Origin of the sequence: uncultured Georgenia sp. (genome assembly GCF_937958535.1) — a bacterium.
In the GTDB taxonomy this organism is placed as follows: Bacteria; Actinomycetota; Actinomycetes; order Actinomycetales; family Actinomycetaceae; genus Oceanitalea.
This window is the reverse complement of record NZ_CALGNQ010000040.1, coordinates 1-18319: the sequence shown is the minus strand read 5'-3', so window position 1 is coordinate 18319 and position 18319 is coordinate 1. Positions and strand designations below refer to the sequence as shown.

Below are 18319 nucleotides of genomic sequence, written 5' to 3'. Positions count from 1 at the left end.
CGGAGCGAGCGGGAGCCGGAGGAGCCGACCCCGCCGCCGCTGCCCGGACCCTCCGGGGCGCAGGCGAAGGCGGCCGAGCTCGACGACCTGCTGGACGAGATCGACACCGTGCTGGAGACCAACGCCGAGTCCTTCGTCAAGGGATTCGTGCAGAAGGGCGGGCAGTGACCCTCGCCCCCCGCATCATCGGCCTGGAGACCGAGTACGGGATCACGATCGACGGTGCGCGGCGTCCGGAGTCCGGACCGCCGCTCGGGGCGGACGAGGCGGCCCGCTACCTGTTCAAGAAGGTCGTGGAGTGGGGGCGCTCCTCCAACGTCTTCCTCCGCAACGGCGGCCGGCTCTACCTCGACGTCGGCTCCCACCCGGAGTACGCCACCGCCGAGTGCGACGACGTGCGCGAGGTCGTCGTCCAGGACCGGGCCGGCGAGGCGATCCTCGTCGACCTGGCCGAGGAGGCGACCGCCCGGCTCGCCGAGGAGGGCATCGGCGGACGCATCCACCTGCTGAAGAACAACGTCGACTCCGAGGGCAACGCCTTCGGCTGCCACGAGAACTACCTGCTGCGCCGGCGGCGGGACTTCCAGCGGACCGTGGACCAGCTCGTCCCCTTCTTCGTCACCCGCCAGATCCTCACCGGTGCCGGCGCCGTGCGGCAGACCGTCGGCGGGGCCACCTACTGCTTCTCCCAGCGGTCGGAGCACCTGTGGGACGCGATGAGCTCGGCCACCACCCGGTCGCGGCCGATCATCAACTCCCGCGACGAGCCGCACGGCGACCCGGACCTCTACCGGCGGCTCCACGTCATCTCCGGCGACTCCTCGGTCGCGGAGACCACCACCCTGCTCAAGATCGGGATGACGGCCCTGGTGCTCGACCTCGTCGAGGCGGGCGGCCGGCTGGACGACCTCCTGCTCAGCGACCCGATGCGTGCCATCCGCGACGTCTCCCGCGACCTCACCGCGACCACGCCGCTGGAGCTGGTCGACGGACGCCGACGCAGCGCGCTCGACCTGCAGGAGGAATACCTGGAGCGGGTGCTCTCCCATACCGCCGGGATGACCCTCGGCCCCGTCCAGCAGCAGGTCCTGGAGCTGTGGGAGCGCGGCCTGCGGGCCCTGCGCACCGGTGACCACTCCCTCGTGGACACCGAGCTCGACTGGGCGATCAAGCAGCGCCTCATCGAGCGCTACCGGGCGAGCAGCGGGGCCGGGCTGGCCGACATCCGGGTCAGCCGGCTCGTCCTGGCCTACCACGACATCTCCCCGCGCGACGGGCTCGCCGAGAAGCTGCGCGAGCGCGGCCTCATGGCCCGCGTCGCGTCCGACGCGGAGATCGAGACGGCCCGCACCGTGCCGCCGCAGACCACCCGGGCCAAGCTGCGCGGCGACTTCGTCGCCGCGGCCCAGGACCACCGCCGCGACCACACCGTGGACTGGGTCCACCTCAAGCTCAACGATGCCGGCCAGGGCACGGTCCTGTGCAAGGACCCCTTCGCCAACAGCGACGAGCGGGTCGAGGCGCTGATCGCGGCGATGGGGGCGTGATGCCCCGTCCCCGCCGTACCCTCCGGGCCGTTGTCGCGTGCCTCGTGGTGGCACTCGCCGGCTGCGCCGGTGCGGGGGAGGCGCCCGAGGAGGAGCCCACGATCTCCGTCTCCGGTGCGTTCGGCCGGCCCCCCGTCGTGTCCTTCGCGGCCCCGCTCGAGCTCACCGAGGCCGACAGCGAGGTGCTCGTCGAGGGTGACGGGCGGGCCCTGGAGGCCGACCGGCCCGCCCTCCTCGCCGTCAGTGCCTACGACGGCGACACCGGCGAGCTGCTCCCGGACCGCGGCGCCGGCGAGGCCCGCACCCTGCTCCTCACCCGGGAGGAGGTCGACGACGAGGTCTACCCGCTGCTCGTCGGCACCACCGAGGGCAGCCGGCTCCTCGTCACCCAGCCGGTGAGCGGGGAGGACGGCGACCACATGCTCGTCCTCGTCATCGACGTCCTGCACACCGTCGCCCGGGGCGAGGAGGTCGAGCAGCGGGAGGACCTCCCGACCGTCACGGCGGACGACGACGGGGTGACGATCACGCTGCCCGACACCGACCCGCCCACGGGCCTGGAGGTCGAGACCGTCATCCGCGGCTCCGGTCGCCAGGTGGCCCCGGGCGAGGAGGTGACGCTGCAGTACGTCGCCGTCACCTGGCCCGGCGGCGAGATCTACGACTCCACCTGGGCCGACGGCCAGGTCCCGCGCACCGTCCAGATCGAGGAGACCTTCTCCGGCCTGCGCGACGGTATCGTCGACCAGCCGATCGGCTCGCGGGTGCTCATCGTGGTCCCCCCGGCCCTCGGCACGGGGGACCAGACCCTCGTCTTCGCCGTCGACATCCTGGCCGCATCCGGCGCCGAGGGCTGAGCAGGGCGTACCCTCCCGCCATGGCGAGCTACGCGGCGCTCCTGCGGGGGATCATGCCGAGCAACCCGGCGATGTCGAACGCCCGGCTCCGCGGCGTGTTCGAGGGCCTCGGCCTCCAGGACGTCAGGTCCGTCCTCGCCAGCGGCAACATCGTCTTCCGCACCGAGCCCACCCCGGTCCCCGAGCTGGAGGCGGCCATCCAGCAGGCGTTGCGCACCGAGCTGGACATCCCCGGCGGCACGGTCGTGCGCGAAGGGGGCGTGCTGCGTGCCCTCCTCGACCGCCGGCCCTTCGGCGACCTGCGCCACCAGCGCGGCACCTACCTCACCGTCACCTTCCTCAAGCGCCCGCCGGACAGTGCCCCGCTGCCGGACGAGCCCGACCCGCTCACCCGGGTGGTCGGCTACGACGCGGAGGCCGGGGCGTTCCTCGCCGTCGTCGACAACAGCGACCCGCGCCGGACCCCGGACTTCATGGGCTGGCTGCAGCGGACCTGGGGCGAGGAGATCACCACCCGCACCTGGCTCACCGTCCAGCGCATCGTCGCCAAGCTCGACGGATGAGGTGACGCCGGCACGTCAGAGACGGGCACGTAGGCGGGCGCCGATCTCGACGTCGTGCGGCAGTCGGCGCAGGACCTCCGCAGCGACCCGGACGTCGTGGCGGCGCAGCACCCCCGCAAGGTGCTGCCAGTGGTCGCGCGCCATGTCCTCGGTCGAGGTGTCGCCGTGGGGCTCGTCCGGCCCGACGACGGCGCGCGCGGTCGCCGCGACCTCCGCCGCGGTCATGTGCCGCCAGATGTCGGCGGGGCCGCTCACGGTCCACCCGCGGTCGGCGAGCAGGGGCACGCGCCGGCCGTCGTCGAGGACGGCCACGTGCACCGCCGTGAAGGACGCCGCGTCACGGCTGGGCTCCGCGTCCACGTCGACGACGGTGACGAGCCGGACGACCTCAGCCACGCCCGGGGCCGGCCCCCACCGCCGCCCGGTAGGCCGCGACGGTGTCGGGCGTGCCGCGGAGCTCGACGTCGGCGTGGCCGGTGCGGCCGAAGAGGTGCAGGAGGAGCTCGACCGGGTCACCGACCAGCGCCACCGAGTCCGCGCCGCGGCGGACCACCGTGCGCGGTCCGGTCGTGCTCACCAGGACGACCCCGACCGGCGAGCGCCGCACCGCGAGCCGGGCCATGCCCCGGAGCCGGTCCCAGACCGCCGCGCGCATCGCCTCCGGCAGCCGCCGCGGCGGCCGCGGTGTGTCACCCGCGCGCCGCAGGTCCTCGTGGTGGACGACGAACTCGAGCAGGTCGGCCGCGTCGCCCAGCCGCCGGGTGAGGCGCAGGCCGTCCCGGCCGAGCAGCTCGTCGACCAGCGCGGCGTAGCCACCGGGCGTGGCGGCGGCCCGCGCCATGGCAGACTGGCGGGGCTCGCGGCCCGGCGCAGCGCCGGACAGCCGGTCCAGCCCGATCACCCACGGGCGGGTCTCGCGCAGGACGAGGTGGGCGAGCAGGTCCTCGCTGCGCCACCCCGCGCACAGCGTCGGGGCGCCCGGGCCCACCTCGCGGAAGGTCGCCGCCAGGGCGTACCGCTCCGCCTCGCTCCAGCGCACCAGCACGGCGGGCCTACCGCACCGGGAGACCGGCAGCGCGCATGTCCTCCTTGACCTGCGCCACCGTGAGCGTGCCGAAGTGGAACACCGAGGCGGCGAGCACCGCGTCGGCACCCGCCAGGGCCGCCTGGGTGAAGTGGGCCGCGGTCCCGGCGCCGCCCGAGGCGATGAGCGGCACCGTCACCTGCGCCCGCACCGCGGAGAGCATCTCGATGTCGTAGCCGTCCTCGGTGCCGTCCGCGTCGATCGAGTTGAGGAGGATCTCCCCGGCGCCGCGCTCGGCTGCCTCGACGGCCCACTCGATGGCGTCGATGCCGGTGCCGCGCCGGCCACCGTGGGTGGTCACCTCGAAGCCGGACGGCGTCGTCGCGCCGTCCCGGCACCGGCGTGCGTCCACCGACAGCACGAGCACCTGGCGGCCGAACTGTGCGGCCACCTCGGTGAGCAGCTCGGGCCGGGCCACCGCCGCGGTGTTGACCCCGACCTTGTCGGCACCCGCCCGCAGCAGCCGGTCGACGTCCTCGACGGATCGCACCCCACCGCCGACCGTGAGCGGGACGAAGATCTCCTCCGCCGTGCGGGCGACGACGTCGAGGGTGGTGGCACGGCCCTCCGTGGAGGCGGACACGTCGAGGAAGGTGATCTCGTCGGCGCCCTCGGCGCCGTAGCGCCGGGCGAGCTCGACCGGGTCCCCGGCGTCCCGCAGGTTCTCGAAGCGGACACCCTTGACGACGCGTCCGGCGTCGACGTCGAGGCACGGGATCACCCGCACGGCAACACTCATCGGTCCTCCCACGACAAACGGCTGGGCAGAGCGTAGCCGCTGGCGGCGGCCGGTGACGGGTAGGTTTCGTCAGGTGACCCCGCTCGAGCGCGTCCTGGCGCTGCTTCCCCCCTTCCTCCGGGAGGGCCGGGGCCCGGTGCCCGTGCGGCCGTTCGTCCTGGGTCTCGACGGCCGCTCCGGGGCGGGCAAGACCGAGCTGGCCCGCGCCGTGGCGGCCGCTGTCCCCGGCGCCCAGGTGGTCGCCCTGGAGGACGCCTACCGGGGCTGGACCGGGCTGCGCGCCGGGGTGGAGGAGATCGCCTCCGGCGTGCTCGCCCCGCTCCGCGAGGGACGTCCCGGCTCCTACCGCCGGTACGACTGGCACGCCGAGCGGCTGGGCGAGGTGGTCCGGGTGGAGCCCTCCGCCGTCGTCGTCCTCGAGGGGTGCGGGGCCGGCTCCCTGCCGTGCACGCCCTACCTCGACGCGCTGGTGTGGCTCGAGGCACCCGAGTACGAGCGGCACCACCGCGCCATGGCTCGGGACGACGGCGCCTGGCTGGACCGGTGGTCCACCTGGGCCGCGCAGGAGAGCGCACTGCTGGCCGAGCACGACGCCCGCGCGGCGGCCGACCTCGTCCTGGACACGTCCACCGAGTGACCGGCGGCGTCGGGCCGGCGAGCTCACCCACCACCCCGGCGCCGGGAACACGTGTGCGAGAATCCCCTCCTCGGGGCGGTGCGCCTCCCCGACCCAGCCCAGCCGACCGAGGAGCGGACCGCCGTGCCGGAGACCACCGCCGGGACGCGGCCCTTCGACCCCGGGCCCGGCCCCCGGCCCTACCGGCTCCCGGGCGGTACCCTGCGCCGCTCGCTCACCCTCATGGCCCGCGGCATGCGGGACGCGGCCCGCACGTCGACGCTGGCGGTCCTCAGCTCGGTGCTCTACGGCCTGGGCACCGTCGGCTCCGGCCTCGTCCTCGGTGAGGTCACCGACCGCGTCGTCACCCCCGCCCTCGCCGGTGACGGCGTCCCCACCTCCCACGTCTGGTTCGCCGGGCTCGCCCTCCTCGCCGTCGGCATCCTCACCGCCGCCGCGGTCGCCGGCCGCCGGGTGTGGGCCGGTGCCGCCGTCTTCGAGATCCAGGCCGCCCATCGGCTGCGCGTCACGCGCCAGTACCTGCGCCTGCCGATGTCCTGGCACCGGCGGCACCCCGCCGGGCGGCTGCTGTCCAACGCCAACGCCGACGCCGAGGCCGCCTCCGGGGTGTTCATGCCGCTGCCCTTCGCCATCGGGGTCGCGGTCATGCTCGTCGTCGCCGGCACCGCGATGCTCGTCGCCGACCCGCTCATGGGCGCGGTGGGGGTGAGCGTGCTGCCGGTCGTCGTGGTCGTCAACGCCGTCTTCCGCCGCCGGATGGCGCCCCGTGTGGCGGCGTCGCAGCGGCTGCGGGCCGAGGTCTCCGATGTCGCCCACGAGTCCTTCGAGGCGTCCCTGCTCGTCAAGTCCCTCGGCACCGAGGAGGTGGAGGAGCGGCGCTTCGCGGCGGTCGCCACCGAGCTGCAGGAGGCGAACATCGCGATGGGCCGGGTGCGCTCGGTGTTCGACCCGATCATCGAGCTGCTGCCCGCGGTGGCCACGCTCGCCGTCGTCGCCGTCGGCGTCGGACAGATCCAGCGGGGCGCCGCCGACACCGGCGACCTCGTCATGATCGCCTACCTCCTGAGCCTCATGACCTTCCCGGTGCGCGCCATCGGGTTCGTCCTGGCCGAGCTGCCGCGCTCCACCGTGGGGCACGACCGGATCTCCTACGTCGTCGACGCCGACGGCACCATGCCCGAGGGGGAGGCGACCCTGCGCGGCAGCGGCGGCCTCACCCTCGACGTCGAGCACGTCACCCTCCGAGTCCCGGCCCGCCTCGTGCCCGGGGAGCCCGGGCAGCCGGCCGGCGGCACGAGCGGCACGGTGGCGCTGTTGCGCGACGTGTCGCTGCACGTGCGCCCGGGCAGCACGGTCGCCGTCGTCGGTCCGACCGGCTCGGGCAAGTCGACCCTCACCACCGTGGTGGCCCGCCTCGTCGACCCCACGCGCGGCACGGTGCGGTACGACGGGGTCGACGTGCGCGACCTCAGCCATGCCGAACGCACCCGCCAGGTGGCGCTGGTGAGCCAGTCGACCTTCGTCTTCGACGACACCGTGCGCGGCAACATCGTCCTCGACGACACCACCGACGTCACCGACGAGGAGGTGTGGGCGGCGCTGCGCACCGCCCGCGCCGAGGAGTTCGTCCGCGCCCTGCCGCACGGGCTGGACACCGTGGTGGGGGAGCGGGGCACCACCCTGTCCGGTGGGCAGCGCCAACGTCTCGCCATCGCCCGCGCCCTCGTGCGCCGCCCCCGGCTGCTAATCCTGGACGACGCGACCAGCGCCGTCGACCCCGTCGTCGAGCAGGAGATCCTCACCGGGCTCGGCGCCACGCGCGGCTCGGGGATGAGCGTCCTCGTCGTGGCCTACCGCACCGCGACCATCGCCCTGGCCGACGAGGTCGTCCACCTCGACCGGGGACGGGTGGTGGACGTCGGCACCCACGACGAGCTCATGGCCCGCGACCCGGGGTACGTCGAGCTCGTCACCAGCTACGCCCGGCGCAGTGCGGAGCACCGGCGTGAGCGGGAGGAGGCGCGGTGAGCACGACCATCTCCACCTCCTCCGAGCTCGGCGTCGTGGCGACCGTCCGCCGCGGGCTGCAGCTCTCCCCGGCGATGCTCGAGGGACTGGTCTGGACGCTCCTCCTCGCGGTGGTGGCCACCGCCGGCCGGGTCGTCGTCCCCGTGGTCGTCCAGCTCGTCACCGACAACGCCATCCTGGCGCCCGGTGGCCCCGACGCCCCGGTCGTGCTGCGCACCGCGGTGCTCGCGCTGGCAGCGGTCGTCGTGGCCGGCGTGGCGAGCTCGGCGGTCAACATTCGGCTCTTCCGCGCCAGCGAGCGGGGCCTGGCCCAGCTGCGCACCCGCACCTTCCGCCACGTCCACGACCTGTCGGTGCTCACCCAGGCCGCCGAGCGGCGCGGCTCGCTCGTCTCCCGCGTGACGAGCGACGTCGACACCGTCTCCCGCTTCGTCCAGTGGGGCGGCCTCCAGCTCGTCCTCAACGCCGGCCAGCTCCTCGTGGCGACCGTGGCGATGGTCGTGTACTCCCCGGTCCTCGCGCTCGTCGTATGGCTCTGCTTCGCGCCGATGTTCGTCCTGGCCCCCCGTGCCCAGCGGGTCGTCTCGCGCGCCTACGGCGCCGTGCGGGTCAAGGTCGGGGCGATGCTCGGGGCCATCTCCGAGTCGGTCGTCGGCGCGGAGACGATCCGGGCCTACGGCGCGGCCGGTCGCACCCAGCGCCGGATCGACCACGCCGTCCAGGACCACCGCGCCCACGCCATCCGGGCCCAGACGTTCACCGCACTGGCCTTCTCCACCGGGATGGCCTTCTCCGGTGTCGCCCTCGCCGCGACGGTGGTCGTGGGCACCTTCCTCGGGCTCGCCGGCGACCTCACCGTGGGCCGGCTGCTCGCCTTCCTCTTCCTCGTCCAGATGTTCACCGGCCCGGTGCAGAACGCCACCGAGATGCTCAACGAGCTGCAGAACGCGGTGGCCGGGTGGCGGCGGGTCATCGCCGTCCTGGAGACACCGCTCGACGTCACCGACCCGGTCCGCCCCGTCACCGCGCCCGCACGCCAGGACGACGGGCGACCCCACCGGGCTGCGGCCGTGGACTTCCTCGACGTGCGCTTCGCCTACCCGGGCGGACCCGAGGTGCTCCACGGGGTCACGCTGCACATCCCGCCCGGTGCGTCGGTGGCGATGGTGGGGGAGACCGGCTCGGGCAAGACGACGCTGGGCAAGCTGCTCGCCCGGCTCATGGACCCGACGAGCGGTCGGGTGCTCCTCGACGGCGTGGACCTGCGTGACCTGCCCCTCGCCACGCTGCGGGAACGGGTGGTGCTCGTCCCGCAGGAGGGGTTCCTCTTCGACGGCACCATCGCCGACAACATCGCCTACGGCCGCGTCCCGCGCGACCGGCAGCAGGTGGAGGCCGCCGTGGCGGACCTCCACCTCACCGACTGGCTCGCCGGCCTGCCCGACGGGCTGGACACCGCGGTCGGGCAGCGGGGGGAGTCGCTCTCCGCCGGGGAGCGCCAGCTCGTCGCCATCGCCCGTGCCTACCTCGCGGACGCCGACCTCCTCGTCCTGGACGAGGCGACGTCCGCGGTCGACCCGGCCACCGAGGGGCGGATCACCCGGGCGCTCGCCCGGCTCCAGGCGGGCCGCACGTCGGTGGCCATCGCTCACCGGCTGTCCACCGCCGAGGCGGCCGACCTCGTCGTCGTCGTGGACCGGGGTGCCGTCGTCGAGGTGGGGACGCACAGCGAGCTCCTCACGCGGCGCGGCGTGTACGCCCGGATGCACGCGAGCTGGGTGCGGCAGACCCGCTGACGCGCCGGTCAGGGGCGGCGCACCTGCCACACCTCGCGCAGGTCCACCCCGGCGTCCCGGATGAGGTTGAACACCGGGCAGCGGCGCAGCACCCGCTCCCGCAGCTCGGCCACCTCCGGCTCCGTCGCCGAGGTCGTCAGGGTCAGGGTGAGCGTCAGCTGCTGGAAGTGCGGCGAGACGTCGGCGGTACCGGCGAAGCCGCGCAGGTCGATGGTGCCGGTGGCGTCGGTCTCGACCGACGCCACGGCGATCTGGAGCTCGGCGGCGATGGTCTCCACGACCACGGTGACGCAGCCGTTGAGCGAGCCGAGGAGGTACTCGATGGGGTTGGCGCCCTCGTCGGTGCCGCCGAGCGAGGGCGGCTCGGCGACGACGAACTCGAACTGGCGCGCCCGCACGGCCGTGGACAGCGCGCCCTTCGAGGTGCCGGTGGCGGAGAACTGCGCCAGGCGGGGCGTCGGGTCGGTGGTGGGGACGGCGGTGGCGGTCATGGCTGTCTCTCCTCGGTCGGTGGGTGAGGTCCGCACGCTAGGGACCGGCGGCAGGGCGCGGCGGTCGGCCACCACCCGCCGAGACCGGCGCCCGTCGCCCGCCCGCAGCCCGAGACGGCCCGGCGGCCCTCTTCCGCCGCGCCCCCACCGTCCGGTATGGACCGCGCGGACGCGCGAGCGCGCGGTCGTGGCAAGATCGACGGGTGCCCAGCCTCGACCCCACGATCGCCGCCCGGCTCAAGCGCGACAGCGCCGGGCTCGTCTGCGCCGTCGTCCAGGACGACATCACCGACCAGGTCCTCATGGTCGGCTGGATGGACGACGAGGCGCTGCACCGCACGTTGACCACCGGCCGGGCGACCTTCTGGTCGCGCTCCCGGCAGGAGTACTGGCGCAAGGGCGACACCTCGGGCCACGTCCAGCACGTCCGCTCCGTGGCGGTCGACTGCGACGGCGACGCCCTGCTCGTGCGCGTGGAGCAGGTCGGCGCCGCGTGCCACACCGGCACGCGCAGCTGTTTCGAGGCCGGCGGGGACCTCGGCGCGGTCGTCGGTGGGACGGGGATGCCGGCGTGAGCGCGCCCGCGTGGGGCGCCACGTGGCCCGACCTGCCGACCTTCCGCGAGCTGGCCGCGGACCGGCGCGTCATCCCCGTCGTGCGCCGTCTCCTCGCCGACGACGTCACGCCCGTGGGCCTGTACCGGCAGCTCGCGGCCGGCCGGCCGGGGACGTTCATCCTCGAGTCCGCCGAGCACGGTGCCTGGGCGCGCTGGTCGTTCGTGGGCGTGCGCTCCCGCGCCACCCTGCTGGCCCGCGACGGCCGCGCGCAGTGGCTCGGGGACGTCCCCGTCGGCATCCCGACCGAGGGACCGGTGCTCGAGGTGCTGCGCGAGACCCTGCGCGTCCTGCACACCCCGAGCCTGCCCGACCTGCCCCCGCTGACCGGCGGTCTCGTCGGCTCCCTGGGCTGGGACGTCCTGCGTCAGTGGGAGCCTCGCCTGCGCGCCAACGCCCCGGTGGAGCTCGACGCCCCCGAGGTCGCGCTGTGCCTGGCGAGCGACCTGGCCGCCGTCGACCACACCGACGGCTCGGTGTGGCTGGTCGCCAACGCGATCAACTTCGACGCCACCGACGAGCGCGTCGACGAGGCCCACGCCGACGCCGTCGCCAGGCTCGACGCGATGGAGGCCGCGCTGCTGCGCCCCAGTTCCTCCCACGCCGCCGTCATGGGCCCCGACCGCACCGACGGGCCGCAGCTGCGCCTGCGCTCCACCCGGGAGGAGTTCGAGAACGGGGTGCGGGCCGCCAAGCAGGCGATCCGCGACGGGGAGGTCTTCCAGCTGGTGATCTCGCTGCGGGTGGACGCCGACTGCCCCGCGGCGCCGCTGGACGTGTACCGCGCACTGCGGACGATCAACCCCAGCCCCTACATGTACTACCTCGAGCTGCCGGACGTGCCGGCCCCCGGGCGTTCCGGAGGCTTCGCCGTCGTGGGCTCCAGCCCCGAGACGCTCGTCAAGGTCACCGACGGCCACGCGGTGACCTTCCCGCTGGCCGGGTCCCGCCCGCGGGGGGCCACCGCCGAGGAGGACCGCGCGCTGGCCGAGGAGCTCCTCGCCGACCCGAAGGAGCGCGCCGAGCACATCATGCTCGTCGACCTCGCGCGCAACGACCTCGCCAAGGTGTGCGAGCCGGAGAGCGTGGAGGTGGTCGAGCTCATGGAGATCAAGCGGTACAGCCACATCATGCACGTCTCCTCGACCGTCTCCGGTCGGCTCCGGGAGGGCGCGACGGCACTCGACGGGCTCGTGGCGACCTTCCCCGCCGGCACCCTGTCCGGTGCCCCGAAGCCGCGTGCCATCGAGCTCATCGACGACCTCGAGCCGGCGCGGCGCGGCATCTACGGCGGCACCGTCGGCTACTTCGACTTCGCCGGGAACACCGACATGGCCATCGCGATCCGCACCGCCTACATCCGTGACGGCGTGGCCAGCGTCCAGGCGGGTGCGGGGATCGTCGCGGACTCGGTCCCCGAGCTGGAGTACGAGGAGTCCCGGAACAAGGCGGCCGCCGCCCTGCGGGCGGTGGAGGTCGCCGCCCGCCTGCGGCCTGCGGGGGAGGCGCCGTGAGCACCTCCGGTGGCCGCAGGCCCGTCACCCGGGGCCGGGTGGTCCTCGCCGTGCTCGTCCTCGGCGCGCTCGGGGTGGGCGCCTCGGCCCTCCCGTGGGCGAGCGTCACGGTCCCCACGGTGCTCGGGCAGAGCACGGTGAGCGCCTCGGGCTCCGAGATGCAGCCGGTGACCACGGCGGCGAGCGTCGCCGTCCTCGCCGCGGGCCTGGCCGTCTCGCTGGGCGGCCGCTGGGTCGTGCGGGTCGGGGCCGCCGCCGTCGCCCTCCTCGGGCTGCTCCTCGCCGTGACGACGGTGGGCTTCCTGCGTGACCCGGTCCCTCCGCTGCGGGGCGTGGCGGCCCAGGCCACCGGAGTGGCGGAGATCACCGGCGCCCCGTCGCTCACCGTGTGGCCCTACCTCACCGCCGCGCTCGGTGTGGCCGTCGCCGTCGCGGGTGTCCTCGCCACCCGTATCACGACGACACCGGCCGGCCGCCGCTTCGAACGCGCCGGCGGCGCGCCGTCCGCGCAGACGGCCCCCGACGCCCGCGTGCAGGCGATGGACGACTGGGACGCGCTCGGGCGGGGCGAGGATCCCAGTGCCCCCGACCACGGATAGGATCTGACCCAGATGACGACCGCCGAGAGGAAGCGAACCATGTCGCACGACGGCACCCGCCGTGACTACGAGCTGCCCCCCGCAGCCCCGTTCCAGAACGAGGGCAAGACCGTCGCCGGGTGGGTGATGTTCTGGGGCATCTGCATCGGAGGTGTCGTCACCGGGCTCGGGCTCGTCATGTGGGAGCGCTGGGTGCTCATCGTCGGCGTCGCGCTGCTCGTCCTCACCGTCATCGTCAGCGCCGTGCTCTCGGCCGTGGGCCTGGGCCAGCCCCGCAACCGCGACAACCCGCCCGGCCCCGGCGAGCCCGACTGGTACGCGTGACCTCCACCGGCCCCACCGCGCGCAACCGCCTCGGCAGCTGGGCGCTGGGGCTGGGGATCGCCGGGATCCTCGGGCTGATGGCGCCCGTCGGGCTGGCCCCGGCCGTGCTGCTGCCGCTCGGGGCGGCCGTCGCCGTCGCGGCCGTGGTGCTCGGTATCACCGGCGTGGTCGCCCACAGCGCGGGCCGGGCCGCGAACCGGCCGCAGGCGGTCGCCGGCATCGTCCTGGGCGTCGTGGGCAGCGTGCTGTGGGTGCTCGCCATCGTCGGGATGCTCGCCGGCGTGGTCGGCAGCTGAGCCGTGTCCCCGCCGGCCCGCCTACCGGACGGGTGGTCGGGCGGGTCCCCGGGGACGCCTACCATGGGACCCGACCCAGGGGAGGGAGTACGCCGTGACGACGGTGCTGGAAGAGATCATCGCGGGTGTCCGGGAGGACCTCGCAGAGCGCGAGGCGCAGGTGCCGCTCGACGTGCTCAAGGAGCGCGCGCAGCAGCAGCCCGGCGCGAAGGACGCCGTCGCGGCGCTGCGCGGCGGGGCCGACGCGGTGACGATCATCGCCGAGGTCAAGCGCTCGAGCCCGTCGAAGGGGGCGCTGGCCGACATCGCCGACCCGGCCGGGCTGGCCGTGGACTACGAGGCCGGCGGCGCGAGCGCCGTCAGCGTCCTCACCGAGCGCCGCCGGTTCGGTGGCTCGCTGGAGGACCTCGCCGCGGTGCGCGCACGGGTGGACGTGCCGATCCTGCGTAAGGACTTCGTCGTCACGCCCTACCAGGTGTGGGAGGCCCGGGCGTACGGCGCCGACCTCGTCCTGCTCATCGTCGCCGCCCTGGAGCAGAGCGCGCTCACCTCGCTCGTCGAGCGGGTGCACTCCCTGGGCATGACCGCCCTCGTGGAGGCGCACGACCGGGAGGAGGCCAAGCGCGCCGTCGACGCCGGGGCACAGGTGGTGGGCATCAACGCGCGCAACCTCCACACCCTGGAGGTCGACCGTTCGACCTTCGCCCGGGTCGTCGACGTCGTGCCCGACCACCTCCTCAAGGTCGCCGAGTCCGGGGTCCGGGGCCCCTACGACGTCCTGGAGTACGCCCGCGCGGGCGCCGACGTCGTCCTCGTCGGTGAGGCCCTCGTCACGCAGGGCTCGCCGCGGCAGGCGGTGGCGGACATGGTCGCGGCCGGCGCGCACCCGTCGCTGCGGGCGGTGCGTCCGTGAGCCTGTCGCACGCCGAGGGGCCGTACTTCGGCCGGTTCGGGGGGCGCTTCGTCGCCGAGGCGCTGGTCGCCGCCCTCGACGAGCTCGACGCCGCGTGGCGCGAGCTGCGCGACGACCCGTCCTTCCAGGCCGAGCTCGCCGAGCTGCACCGCACCTACACCGGCCGCCCGAGCATCATCACCGAGGTGCCGCGGTTCGCCGAGCACGCGGGCGGGGCCCGGGTCATCCTCAAGCGGGAGGACCTCAACCACACCGGCTCGCACAAGATCAACAACGTCCTCGGCCAGGCGCTGCTCACCCGCAAGCTCGGCAAGAAGCGGGTCATCGCGGAGACCGGGGCGGGCCAGCACGGCGTCGCCACCGCGACCGCGGCGGCGCTGCTCGGCCTGGAGTGCACCATCTACATGGGCGAGGAGGACGTGCGGCGCCAGGCGCTCAACGTCGCGCGCATGGAGCTGCTCGGCACCGAGGTCGTCGCCGTGTCCTCCGGCTCGCGCACCCTGAAGGACGCCATCAACGAAGCGTTCCGCGACTGGGTGACGAACGTCGACACGACGAACTACGTCTTCGGCACCGCCGCCGGCCCGCACCCGTTCCCCGGGCTGGTCCGCGACCTGCAGAAGATCATCGGCGAGGAGGCCCGCGAGCAGGTGCTCGCCCTCACCGGTCGCCTGCCCGACGTCGTGTGCGCTTGCGTCGGCGGCGGCTCCAACGCCATCGGCATCTTCAACGCCTTCCTCGACGACGAGGGCGTGCGCCTCGTCGGCCTGGAGGCGGCGGGAGACGGCGTGGACACCGGCCGGCACGCCTCCTCCATCAGCGCGGGCAGCCCGGGGGTGCTCCACGGCGCCCACACCTTCCTGCTCCAGGACGAGGACGGCCAGACCATCGAGTCGCACTCGATCTCGGCGGGGCTGGACTACCCGGGCGTCGGTCCCGAGCACGCCTGGCTCGCCGAGCTCGGCCGGGCCGAGTACGTGCCGGTCACCGACGCCGAGGCGATGGAGGCCTTCCGGCTGCTGTGCCGCACGGAGGGCATCATCCCGGCCATCGAGAGCGCGCACGCGCTGGCCGGCGCCCTGCGGATCGGGCGCGCGGCCGCGGAGGCGGGCGAGGCGGCACCGACCATCCTGGTCAACCTCTCCGGGCGCGGGGACAAGGACGTCGAGACGGCCGCCGCGTGGTTCGGCCTGCTCGACGACACCGACGCGGCCCGGCCCCAGGACGAGGCGAAGACCGGCGCGGTGGACGACGCCGGCTACGAGGCGACGGGCAGCGCGGAGCACTGATGAACGAGCAGATCCCGGCCGCAACGACGGCCGGCAAGCGTTCCGGCGCGGCGATCGACGCCGCCCTGGCCGAGGGCCGCAAGGGCCTGGTCGTCTACCTGCCGGTGGGCTACCCGACCGTCGCCGGCTCCGTCGCCGCCGCCCGCACCGCGGTCGACGCCGGCGCCGACATCGTCGAGCTCGGCCTGCCCTACTCCGACCCCGGGATGGACGGCGAGGTCATCCAGCACGCCACCACCCGGGCCCTGGCCCAGGGCACCCGGGTGACGGACGTGCTCCACGCCGTGGAACAGGTGGCCGCCACGGGCGCCGCCGTGCTGGTGATGACCTACTACAACCCGGTGCTGCGTTACGGCGTGGACCGCTTCGCCCGCGACCTGGCCAACGCCGGGGGAGCCGGGCTCATCACCCCGGACCTCATCCCCGACGAGGCCGGCGCCTGGGTCGCCGCCGCCGACGCCCACGACCTCGACAAGGTCTTCCTCGTGGCCCCCAGCTCCACCGACGAGAGGTTGGCGATGACCGCGGCGGCGTGCCGCGGCTTCGTCTACGCGGCCTCGACGATGGGCGTCACCGGTGTGCGGTCCAGCGTCGACAGCCACGCCCGTGAGCTCGTCGCCCGTACCCGCGCGGCAGGTGGGCGGCGGGTGTGCGTCGGACTGGGCGTGTCCACCGGCGACCAGGCGGCCGAGGTGGCCGAGTACGCCGACGGCGTCATCGTCGGCTCTGCGCTCGTCCGCGCGCTCGGCGACCCCGACCCGGAGGCCGGGCTCGCCGCCTTGCGCTCGGTGGTCACGGACCTCGCCGCCGGCGTCCGGCGCTAGGCTGCCGGGGTGCTGAACCTCCCCGCGTCCATCCCCAGCCCACCCGAGTCCGAGTGGTACCTCGGGCCGCTCCCGCTGCGCGCGTACGCCCTGGCGATCGCCATCGGCATCGTCGTCGCCTGGTGGATCCTGGACCGGCGCTACACCGCCAGGGGTGGCCCGAAGGACACCGCGCTCGACGTCTCGCTGTGGATGGTGCTCTTCGGCATCGTCGGTGCGCGGATCTACCACGTGGTCTCCTCCCCGGACGCCTACTTCGGACCGGACGGCGACCCGGCCCGGGTCGTGGAGATCTGGACGGGGGGCCTGGGGATCTGGGGCGCCGTCCCCGCCGGCGCCCTCGGGGCCTGGCTGGCGCTACGCCGGCGCGGCCTGCGGCTGGCGCCGTTCGCCGACGCGCTGGCCCCCGGACTCCTGATCGCCCAGGCGATCGGACGCATCGGCAACTACTTCAACCAGGAGCTCTACGGCGCCCCGACGACGCTGCCGTGGGGGCTGGAGATCGACGCCGCACACCGCGTGGCCGGCTACACCGACCCCGACCTCCTCTTCCACCCCACGTTCCTCTACGAGCTGGTGTGGAACCTGGCGATGGCCGGGGTGCTGGTCTGGGCCGAGCGCCGCTTCCGGCTACGACACGGCCGGGTCATGTGGCTGTACGTCATGCTCTACACCCTGGGCCGGGTGTGGATCGAGTACCTGCGCATCGACACCGCCGAGACCGTGCTCGGGGTGCGGCTCAACGTGTGGACCTCGATCGTCGTCTTCCTCCTGGCACTGTACTTCTTCGTCCGCACCGGACGCCGCAACCGCGGCCGGGAGGAGGAGCTCTGGCTGCCGGGGCGCGAGCCGGAGCCGGCCGGGGCGGCGGACTCGGTCGGTGAGCCGGGCACCGCCGCGGACGGCGCGGCGGAGGACCGGGCACCGGGCCGCGGCGAGCCCGCCGACCGTTAGCCGGCCGCCGTCACCTGGGCGACGGCGTCACCGGCGTCTCTCGCGGGCGGGTGCCGCCTTCAGCGCACCGATCGCGGACCCGAGCAGCTCGAGCGAGCGCAGGGTCGTCGCGTCGAGGATCTCCTGCGGGTCGCCGTCGAAGTGCTGCTCCTCCCAGGTCGTGCCCCGGGGCGTGTGCACCGCGATGAAGACGGTACCCACCGGCTGCCCCTCCTGCTCGTCCGGCCCACCCACGCCGGTGACCGCGACGGTGCAGTCGGCGCCGAGGATCCGGGCGGCGCCCTGCGCCATCGCCGTGGCGCACTCGGCGGAGATCACCGGGACGTCGGGCACGCCCAGCGCCCGCTGCTTGGCCTCGACGGTGTAGGTCACCGCTCCGCCGGAGCACCTCGGACGTCACGGGCTGCCGACGTCCGCGGCGTCGGTGCCGACCTTGCGCCCGAGGGCCAGGTGCGCGCCGAGGAACCCGCCGGCGCTCGTCGCGACCATCGCGACCTGCCCCAGCACGACGCCGGTGGTGTGGCGGCCGCGGCGCCGAGCGAGCCAGGACCCGGCGAAGACGGCCGCAGCCGCCCCGTTGGCGAGGGCGTGGACCACCCCGACCCGTCGGACCCGCTGCTCGGTGGTCCGGGACCACTCGGCCCACCCGGTGAGCGCGGTGGGGGCGGCGCAGAGCACGCCGAGGCCGACGAGGCGCTGGGCGGCGCGGCGGGCCCCGGGGACGGGCACCACGTCGAGCACCCACGCGCTGGTCCACAACCCGATCGGCAGGTCGGTGAGGAGCGGGTGGAGGGCGTGGCCCAGCCAGTGCCCGAGGAGCACGCGGCGCCGGGTCGGGCCGGCGGTCGTCACCGCGGCCGGTCCGCGCAGCGCGTCGACGAGACCGTCGAGACCGGCCTGCGCCTCGACCGCCTCGGCGAGCGCGACCAGCGAGGCGGGACGGGTGTCGGGGGAGCGGTGGGTCGTCCGGTGCGACATGGGACCTCCAGTGGTCGGTGCGGCTCGCCGACCAGCGTGCCCCAGCGCCCCGGGGCACGCACCCGCAGGTGTGGGCCCCGTCACGTCGACGCGGCGGGTCCGCGGCGGCCCGATCGGGCCGCCGGACACCAGGAGCGGACGGTCGTCCGAGGGGGAACCACATGTACTTCCACAAGCAGGAGCTCCACTTCAAGGCGACACCGGAGAAGCCGGACGCCGTCTACGCCCGCAAGCTGCAGGAGGTGCTCGGCGGCCAGTACGGCGAGATCACC

23 protein-coding genes are annotated in these 18319 nt (G+C 74.7%); 17 read left to right on the top strand and 6 right to left on the bottom strand.

All coding sequences use genetic code 11. The features are described from left to right. The 4 genes from Q0195_RS02325 to Q0195_RS02310 form a co-directional block, all read left to right on the top strand. Window positions 1-168 (top strand): ubiquitin-like protein Pup (locus Q0195_RS02325; RefSeq protein ID WP_299274009.1); only part of this gene is annotated, 168 nt, incomplete at its 5' end. Further along, window positions 165-1547: a Pup--protein ligase gene (pafA, locus tag Q0195_RS02320; protein ID WP_299274006.1), complete on the top strand. Its 1383-nt coding sequence runs from the start codon at window positions 165-167 to the stop codon at window positions 1545-1547. The genes Q0195_RS02325 and pafA, both read left to right, overlap by 4 nt. Window positions 1548-1594: 47 nt before the next feature. Then, a complete protein-coding gene (locus tag Q0195_RS02315) occupies window positions 1595-2404 on the top strand; it encodes an FKBP-type peptidyl-prolyl cis-trans isomerase (protein WP_299274004.1) in 810 nt (269 codons plus the stop codon). Between the two features lie 20 nt (window positions 2405-2424). Next, entirely contained in the window at window positions 2425-2967 is a 543-nt protein-coding gene (locus Q0195_RS02310) for a DUF1697 domain-containing protein (protein ID WP_299274003.1), read from the top strand. Between the two features lie 15 nt (window positions 2968-2982). Here Q0195_RS02310 and Q0195_RS02305 read toward each other — a convergent pair whose 3' ends face one another. The 3 genes from Q0195_RS02305 to hisF are packed head-to-tail and all read right to left on the bottom strand — an operon-like array spanning window position 2983 to window position 4790. Further along, window positions 2983-3363 (bottom strand): hypothetical protein, encoded by a 381-nt coding sequence (locus tag Q0195_RS02305; protein WP_299274001.1) that lies wholly within the window; start codon window positions 3361-3363, stop codon window positions 2983-2985. Continuing rightward, window positions 3356-4012: a TIGR03085 family metal-binding protein gene (locus Q0195_RS02300; protein ID WP_299273999.1), complete on the bottom strand. Its 657-nt coding sequence runs from the start codon at window positions 4010-4012 to the stop codon at window positions 3356-3358. The genes Q0195_RS02305 and Q0195_RS02300 overlap by 8 nt, the downstream gene beginning before the upstream one ends. Window positions 4013-4019: 7 nt before the next feature. Next, window positions 4020-4790 (bottom strand): imidazole glycerol phosphate synthase subunit HisF, encoded by a 771-nt coding sequence (gene hisF / locus Q0195_RS02295; protein ID WP_299273997.1) that lies wholly within the window; start codon window positions 4788-4790, stop codon window positions 4020-4022. A 73-nt stretch (window positions 4791-4863) separates the two neighbouring features. Between hisF and Q0195_RS02290 the strand changes: the two genes are divergently transcribed. The 3 genes from Q0195_RS02290 (at window position 4864) to Q0195_RS02280 (ending at window position 9251) form a co-directional block, all read left to right on the top strand. Further along, on the top strand, window positions 4864-5427 hold the full coding sequence (locus tag Q0195_RS02290) for a hypothetical protein (RefSeq protein ID WP_299273994.1): 564 nt from the start codon (window positions 4864-4866) through the stop codon (window positions 5425-5427). 123 nt (window positions 5428-5550) lie between these two features. Further along, the gene (locus tag Q0195_RS02285; RefSeq protein ID WP_299273991.1) at window positions 5551-7455 is read left to right on the top strand and encodes an ABC transporter ATP-binding protein; all 1905 of its coding nucleotides are present in this window, start codon (window positions 5551-5553) and stop codon (window positions 7453-7455) included. Further along, complete coding sequence (locus Q0195_RS02280) at window positions 7452-9251, top strand: ABC transporter ATP-binding protein (protein ID WP_299273988.1); 1800 nt, start codon at window positions 7452-7454, stop codon at window positions 9249-9251. Before Q0195_RS02285 ends, Q0195_RS02280 begins: the two co-directional genes overlap by 4 nt. A gap of 8 nt (window positions 9252-9259) precedes the next feature. Here Q0195_RS02280 and Q0195_RS02275 read toward each other — a convergent pair whose 3' ends face one another. Continuing rightward, the gene (locus tag Q0195_RS02275) at window positions 9260-9742 is read right to left on the bottom strand and encodes an OsmC family protein (protein ID WP_299273986.1); all 483 of its coding nucleotides are present in this window, start codon (window positions 9740-9742) and stop codon (window positions 9260-9262) included. Between the two features lie 203 nt (window positions 9743-9945). Here Q0195_RS02275 and hisI point away from each other — a divergent pair, with 203 nt between their 5' ends. The 9 genes from hisI (at window position 9946) to lgt (ending at window position 17069) form a co-directional block, all read left to right on the top strand. Continuing rightward, window positions 9946-10317, top strand: a complete 372-nt coding sequence (gene hisI, locus Q0195_RS02270; protein ID WP_299273983.1) for a phosphoribosyl-AMP cyclohydrolase — start codon at window positions 9946-9948, stop codon at window positions 10315-10317. Beyond that, on the top strand, window positions 10314-11870 hold the full coding sequence (locus Q0195_RS02265) for an anthranilate synthase component I (protein WP_299273981.1): 1557 nt from the start codon (window positions 10314-10316) through the stop codon (window positions 11868-11870). Before hisI ends, Q0195_RS02265 begins: the two co-directional genes overlap by 4 nt. Beyond that, the gene (locus Q0195_RS02260; RefSeq protein ID WP_299273978.1) at window positions 11867-12469 is read left to right on the top strand and encodes a Trp biosynthesis-associated membrane protein; all 603 of its coding nucleotides are present in this window, start codon (window positions 11867-11869) and stop codon (window positions 12467-12469) included. The genes Q0195_RS02265 and Q0195_RS02260 overlap by 4 nt, the downstream gene beginning before the upstream one ends. A 39-nt stretch (window positions 12470-12508) precedes the next feature. After that, complete coding sequence (locus Q0195_RS02255) at window positions 12509-12793, top strand: HGxxPAAW family protein (protein ID WP_299273976.1); 285 nt, start codon at window positions 12509-12511, stop codon at window positions 12791-12793. Beyond that, on the top strand, window positions 12790-13089 hold the full coding sequence (locus tag Q0195_RS02250; protein ID WP_299273974.1) for a hypothetical protein: 300 nt from the start codon (window positions 12790-12792) through the stop codon (window positions 13087-13089). Before Q0195_RS02255 ends, Q0195_RS02250 begins: the two co-directional genes overlap by 4 nt. 94 nt (window positions 13090-13183) lie before the next feature. After that, on the top strand, window positions 13184-14002 hold the full coding sequence (gene trpC / locus Q0195_RS02245; protein ID WP_299273971.1) for an indole-3-glycerol phosphate synthase TrpC: 819 nt from the start codon (window positions 13184-13186) through the stop codon (window positions 14000-14002). After that, the gene (gene trpB / locus Q0195_RS02240) at window positions 13999-15291 is read left to right on the top strand and encodes a tryptophan synthase subunit beta (RefSeq protein ID WP_299273967.1); all 1293 of its coding nucleotides are present in this window, start codon (window positions 13999-14001) and stop codon (window positions 15289-15291) included. The genes trpC and trpB overlap by 4 nt, the downstream gene beginning before the upstream one ends. After that, complete coding sequence (gene trpA / locus Q0195_RS02235; RefSeq protein WP_299273965.1) at window positions 15291-16115, top strand: tryptophan synthase subunit alpha; 825 nt, start codon at window positions 15291-15293, stop codon at window positions 16113-16115. Before trpB ends, trpA begins: the two co-directional genes overlap by 1 nt. A gap of 9 nt (window positions 16116-16124) precedes the next feature. Next, on the top strand, window positions 16125-17069 hold the full coding sequence (gene lgt / locus Q0195_RS02230) for a prolipoprotein diacylglyceryl transferase (RefSeq protein WP_299273963.1): 945 nt from the start codon (window positions 16125-16127) through the stop codon (window positions 17067-17069). A gap of 27 nt (window positions 17070-17096) precedes the next feature. On the opposite strand, the gene Q0195_RS02225 is transcribed toward lgt, so the two are convergent. Together Q0195_RS02225 and Q0195_RS02220 are read right to left on the bottom strand one after the other, a co-directional pair. Further along, entirely contained in the window at window positions 17097-17441 is a 345-nt protein-coding gene (locus Q0195_RS02225; protein WP_299273960.1) for a CinA family protein, read from the bottom strand. Between the two features lie 24 nt (window positions 17442-17465). Then, window positions 17466-18047 (bottom strand): DUF2231 domain-containing protein, encoded by a 582-nt coding sequence (locus tag Q0195_RS02220; RefSeq protein ID WP_299273957.1) that lies wholly within the window; start codon window positions 18045-18047, stop codon window positions 17466-17468. 161 nt (window positions 18048-18208) lie between these two features. Here Q0195_RS02220 and Q0195_RS02215 point away from each other — a divergent pair. Continuing rightward, window positions 18209-18319, top strand: a 111-nt coding sequence (locus Q0195_RS02215; RefSeq protein ID WP_299274007.1) for a manganese catalase family protein, incomplete at its 3' end; no start/stop codon positions are given.